Annotated in this window: 2 protein-coding genes; both read left to right on the top strand. The window is 73.9% G+C overall.

Features of this window, described 5'->3' with window-relative positions; all coding sequences use genetic code 11:
• Nucleotides 1–876 (top strand): PLP-dependent aminotransferase family protein (locus tag G3I65_RS35340; RefSeq protein ID WP_160699946.1); only part of this gene is annotated, 876 nt, incomplete at its 5' end.
• A 95-nt stretch (nt 877–971) separates the two neighbouring features.
• On the top strand, nt 972–1685 hold a 714-nt coding region (locus G3I65_RS35335; protein WP_203612608.1), incomplete at its 3' end, for an NAD(P)/FAD-dependent oxidoreductase.

Genomic DNA, 1685 nt, shown 5'->3' with positions numbered 1-1685 from the left:
CTGTTCACCGGCAACGGCAGGCAGGCCATCGCGGCGGCGATCGCCGCGTTCGTCCCGGTGGGGGAGCGGCTCGCGGTCGAGTCCCTGACGTACCCGGTGGTCAAGGCCCTCGCGTCGCGGCTCGGGATCGAGCTGGTGCCGGTCGAAACCGACGAGGACGGGCTCGTGCCGGCCGCGCTCGCCGCGGCGGAACCGGTGCGCGCGCTGTACGTCCAGCCGACGCTGCACAACCCGCTCGGCACGACGATGCCCGAGCGCCGCCGGGCGGAGCTGGCCGACGTCGTCGCGCGGCTCGACCTGCCGGTGATCGAGGACGGCATCTACACGTTCCTGCGCGACGACGTCCGGCCGTTCGCCGCGCACGCGCCGGAGCGGACGGTCTTCGTGGACAGCCTGTCCAAGCGCGTGGCACCCGGCCTGACCGCGGGTTTCCTGGTACCGCCGCCGCAGTGGGCGGCGCGGCTGGCGTCGTCGGTGCGCTCGGGCGGCTGGGCAGCGTCGCGGTTCGCCGTCGAAGCGGCGACCCAGTGGATCGTCACCGGCACCCTCGCCGAAGTCGAGGAAGCCAAACGCCGGGACGCCGCCGCGCGGGCGCTGGTGGTCGAGGAGAAGCTGCCGGGCCTGCGCGGCGACGCGGCTTCGTACCACCGCTGGTGGGAGCTGCCGGAGCACTGGCGCGCGGACACGTTCGTGGCCGCCGCGGCCCGGCACGGGATCGCGCTGTCCCCGGCGGCGGCCTTCGCCGTGCTGCCCGGCCACGCGCCGAACGCCGTGCGGGTCGCGGTGTCGGCGCCGCCGGTGGAGACCCTGGCCGCCGCGCTGGACGTCCTCGCCGGGCTGGCGAGCGGGAGCCCGGACGACCTCGCGGTGGACTGACGGCCGCTGCCAGGTCCGTACCAGCGCGGTGTGCGGTCCGCACCAGTGCGCGGCGCCAGCCTTCGGAAGTCACCACGAGATCCGGAGGAGCACGGATGCACACCCCAGTCACGATCATCGGCGCCGGCCTCGGCGGCCTCACCCTCGCCCGCGTTCTCCACGTCCACGGGATCGAAGCCGTCGTCTACGAAGCCGAAGCCTCGCCGATGGCGCGGATGCAGGGCGGGATGCTCGACATCCACGACTACAACGGCCAGCTCGCCGTCGAGGCCGCGGGCCTCATGACCGAGTTCCGCGACCTGATTCTCGAAGGCCGCCAAGCGATGCGCGTCCTCGACGCGAACGGGAACCTCCTGTTCGAGAAGGCCGACGACGGCACCGGCGGCCGCCCCGAGGTGCAGCGAGGGGAACTGCGGCGGATGCTGCTGGACTCGCTGCCGCCCGGCACCGTCCACTGGGGACGGAAGGTCACCGGCGCCCGGACCCTCGCCGACGGGCGGCACGAAGTCGCGTTCGCCGACGGCACCACGGTCGTCGCGGACCTGCTGGTCGGCGCGGACGGCGCCTGGTCGCGGATCCGGCCGCTGCGCACGGCGGCGAAACCCGAGTACGTCGGCGAAGCGTTCGTCGAGATCTACCTCTTCGACGCCGACACCCGCCACCCCGCGTCCGCGAAAGCCGTCGGCGGCGGTTCGCTGATGGTGCCCGCGCCCGGCAAGGGGATCCACGCCCACCGGGAGAGCGGGGACACGCTGCACACCTACGTGTCGCTCACGCGGCCGCTGGAGTGGTTCGACGCCGTCGACTTC

It is taken from the genome of Amycolatopsis sp. SID8362 (assembly GCF_010550475.1).
In the GTDB taxonomy this organism is placed as follows: domain Bacteria; phylum Actinomycetota; class Actinomycetes; order Mycobacteriales; family Pseudonocardiaceae; genus Amycolatopsis; species Amycolatopsis eburnea.
The sequence above is the reverse complement of the archived record's forward strand: the minus strand, read 5'-3'. Positions and strand labels throughout refer to the sequence as shown.